The sequence below is a fragment of the Methanosarcinales archaeon genome (assembly GCA_014859725.1).
GTDB lineage: Archaea > Halobacteriota > Methanosarcinia > Methanosarcinales > Methanocomedenaceae > Kmv04.
Genome location: JACUTQ010000182.1, coordinates 1 through 3,944, shown reverse-complemented (window position 1 = coordinate 3,944; position 3,944 = coordinate 1). Strand labels below are relative to the sequence as shown.

4 protein-coding genes and 1 pseudogene are annotated in these 3,944 nt (G+C 38.8%); 3 read left to right on the top strand and 2 right to left on the bottom strand.

Translation table 11 applies throughout. From position 1 onward, the window contains the following. Both IBX40_11585 and IBX40_11580 read left to right on the top strand, forming a co-directional pair. On the top strand, positions 1–392 hold a 392-nt coding region (locus tag IBX40_11585; GenBank protein MBE0524958.1), incomplete at its 5' end, for a hypothetical protein. Between the two features lie 18 nt (positions 393–410). After that, entirely contained in the window at positions 411–1,190 is a 780-nt protein-coding gene (locus tag IBX40_11580) for a mechanosensitive ion channel (GenBank protein MBE0524957.1), read from the top strand. Between the two features lie 35 nt (positions 1,191–1,225). On the opposite strand, the pseudogene IBX40_11575 reads toward IBX40_11580, so the two are convergent. Further along, positions 1,226–2,611, bottom strand: a pseudogene (locus IBX40_11575) (dihydrolipoyl dehydrogenase). A gap of 82 nt (positions 2,612–2,693) precedes the next feature. On the opposite strand from IBX40_11575, the gene IBX40_11570 reads away from it, so the two are divergent. Beyond that, positions 2,694–3,167, top strand: a complete 474-nt coding sequence (locus IBX40_11570) for a hypothetical protein (GenBank protein ID MBE0524956.1) — start codon at positions 2,694–2,696, stop codon at positions 3,165–3,167. A 179-nt stretch (positions 3,168–3,346) separates the two neighbouring features. On the opposite strand, the gene IBX40_11565 is transcribed toward IBX40_11570, so the two are convergent. Further along, positions 3,347–3,652 (bottom strand): winged helix-turn-helix transcriptional regulator, encoded by a 306-nt coding sequence (locus tag IBX40_11565; GenBank protein ID MBE0524955.1) that lies wholly within the window; start codon positions 3,650–3,652, stop codon positions 3,347–3,349. Between the last annotated feature and the right edge of the window lie 292 nt (positions 3,653–3,944).

Here is a 3,944-nt window from a genome sequence, read left to right as displayed (position 1 = left end):
CAAAATTCCATAAAACTGAAGATAAAATTGCCACAGAAGACCTGATCTTCAAAAAGATAAACAGAATTTCAAAAGGGAATCCGGGAATTGCAAAGGCAATCTGGGAAAAGGATCTTGCATATCCCACGGTCAAATTAAGTCAGTTCGAAAATATCTCGTACAGTATCGATCTTGATTACCACGAGTCTTTCATTCTGAGTATTATCCTGGCAATGAGGATGGTAACAAAAGAAAGCCTTTCCGATATGTGGGGTGATTCTCACATTGATGCAATACTGTTCAGGTTATTGGAGCAGGGATTGATCGTAATTGATGACGGTACGTGCAGCATAACGCCGGAAGCAATGCGAAATTCGGTAGAATTGTTAGAAAAATTACGGTTGGTGTGGTAAATGGCAGCTAATAGTGAAATGACCTCTTTGATTGGGATCGATACAATACTCAGTGCCATCACCATCCTTATTGTCGCGTATATATTGATCCGAATTATTACATTATTGCTCCAGCATTTTTCGGAACGGGTACTGCAGTACAGGATACATGTGAAGATGCTGATACCATTATTGAAATTCTCAATTTATGGGATCGCTCTTTATATCATTTTTGCCAAGGTCCTGCAATTATCTTACGAACAGCTCACTATTTTCGGGGCTCTATTTGGGGCTGCCATCGGTTTCGGCATCAAGGACCTCTTTGCCGGGGTCATAGGTGGGATCGTTATCATGCTTGTGAAACCCTATCAGATGGGAGATAAAATACGTATGGGGGAACAATATGGCGAGGTCAGCGACATCGGGCTCATATCCACAAAGATAGTAACACTTGATGATAATCTGGTTTCAATACCCAATTATCTTGTTTTCACCCAGACAGTGGCCAGTGCGAATGCCGGGCACCGGGAGATGATGGTGGTCATAGATATGTTTGTGAATAACGATTCTGATACTGGTTTAGCCTCCAGGATTCTTAAAGAGGCGGTCATTACATCAAAATATGTTTTTATTTCTGAGAAACACCCTGTGACGGTGCTTGTTAAAGAATACCCGTATTATCTCCGTATAAGGGCTAAAGTATATGTGAACGATCTGAGATACGAATTTGAGTTCGAATCTGATGTGACCATGAGGACCCTGGCCGAGTTTGCCAGGAATGGGATAACTTCGCCGGAAATGAAAATAATCGAAAACTAGTTTTTTTTGTACCATATTTTTTCATTTCACGAAGTTCACTTATGGTTGTGATGCGGGTGTGCCAGCCGCCCAAATGTCCATAATACCACTTCGCTCAAAGCAGGATGGATATGCATACCGTAATGCAATGAATCCAACCTACCATCCAAAACATTCATGGCATTGACCACTTCCTGAATGAGAATGGATGCTTCGGGACCTATAATATGAAATCCCAGTATCTTATTTGTCCCGGCCTCAACTATTGCCTTGCAAAACCCATCTTCTTCATTCATGGCATATCCTTTTGCCGTGTCCCTGAAATAATTAATACCCACCAGGATCTCATGATTTTCTTTAGCTTCAGCTTCTGTCATGCCAACAGATGCGATCTGAGGATAACAGAAAACAGCATATGGCACAGCATGGAAATCCACAGGTATCTTTTTCTCACCAAAGGCATTATTCCAGCACAGTTGGGTCTCGTAATTAGCCACATGTTTGAACATATATTGTCCTATCGCATCCCCGAATGACCAGATGTTCTTCTTGCTGGTTTCCAGGTATTCATTAACTTTTATCCACCCTTTCTCGTCAATTTGTATGCCGGTTTTGGCCACATCCAGCAGATCTGCATTGGATGTACGGCCCACTGCCAGCAGTATGTGCTCGGCAGTAACTTCTTTTACTTCACCTGTTTCTTTGTTCCTGGCACTAACCTTGATCCTATTCAGGGTTTTTTCAACATTTTGAGCTTCGAATCCTGTAAAGATATCCATTCTCTGGGACATCTTTTCCTTTATTAGCTGGGATATCTCGGGCTCGGTATGGGGCAACAACCTTACATTCCGACCTATTATCGTGACCCTGGTTCCAATAGACGAGAAGAAATGGGCAAATTCCAGTGCGATGAACCCGCCGCCCAGAATAATAAGGTCTTTTGGAAGCTTTTTTATATCAAACACATTGGTATTGTCAAGGTAATCAATGTCCTCAATACCTTTTACCGGGGGAACTGTAGAACGACCGCCAGATACCAGGAATATCTTATCTGCCTTGAGAATTTCATCTCCAACCTTCATGGTATAATCTGATACAAACACACCCTGCTCCTGGTAATAATCTAGATTCTCTGTTTCTTTTATGCCTAGCTCCATTTCATGCCTGCTCTCCAGCACCGTTTTCCACATCCTCTCCATTATTTTATTAAAATCAATGGATGCAATGGATGCATTAATACCCAGAGCCTGTGATTCCCTGATCATCTGTACTACATCAGCGGGGTACAGAAGCACTTTTGACGGTATACAACCTCTGTTAAGACACGTACCCCCGGTATCATCTTTATCTACTACAGCGACTTTCATTCCTTCTTCCAGGGCATTAGCAGCAATACTCATCCCCGAACCGGTACCTACTACAAGAACATCATATTCTTTCATTTAAGTCCCCCTTAAATCGACAAATGTCATCAACCATATAAATAAATATCATTTATTCCGATATATAATGTAGGAAATTGTAATGGATTATAAAGCACAGGAAAAAATCCTGGAAAATAAAGAAATCAATACAATGCGACTGCTGGGTATGTCAATATCATTTATGACCATGCTATTATCCCTTCTGTTGTCATTAAGGCAGATGAATTACATTGATGTAATAACCATTGTCAGTGTATTTATACTCGGCCTGACTTTGATATTATCCTATATTTCCATTGGTACCAATATTGAGAACAGTGCAGGAGAGGCAACTTCACTAATAATTATATTAACGACACTTTCAAATTTGAGCATACTTATCACAACAAACATGAAAGTTTATCTTTTGTTGGTATTTATTCCCCTAATTATTGTTGTGCTTTACTTATTTGAAAACAAACGATTGAGAAAGATCTTTTTCCTGAATATTATGACAATTATTATTGTGGTAAAATTGGCCCCGCTTGTATTCCCAATCTACCTGGCCAGGATAATTGCATATATTTTCCAATAGTGGATTCAAAATAGTCTACTTTTCTTAAAAAAGAAATTGTTTCTGATGTACCATGTTTATTAGATGGTCAAGGTATCTGGCAAACATCTGAAGATCTGTATCATTGATGAAATGGATGGATCCAAAATAAATTTAAACATACTGCATAATTTTAAGGATTATTGAATAAATATACTCTATTAAATGTTTGATAATAAAGTAAGTCCCTCATCCGTAAGCCTGAATATATCACCTTCAAGAATAATATACTTCCCTTCTTTCAAAAAATCAATATGATATTTCAACAATGATTTGTCAATATCCAACTCCTCTTCGATTTCTGACCTAGATTTCCCAAAAGCACCAATTGAGACTATTACTTTCCGCCTGATAGGATTGGAGAGTGCTTTGAACATCATATCATGGTGAGATACTTTCTTCTCCCGCATAGTCGGGCCACGCATGACCATTTCATCAAGTTCATCATCATCAATATTTTCATTCATCTATATCAAATCCTGGAAATTACTTTTTTTTAATGGTATATAAAGTATAAATTTCTCCTCAAATATCAAGATATGAAAATCCGTATTATTTCTCCGATACGTTGAGAAGAAAAGCAATCCCTCAAATATGAGGGAATGCTATGTATGTTAGCTACACATGCAAGAATTATTATTTCACCAAGACATAAAAACTTGTCGTCCTCTTTCAGTCCGAATGATATTTGAGGATAATCATAACTGGTTGCGACAAGAAGTTATATTACGAATTGCCCTTTGGCTACTCCTTTCATTC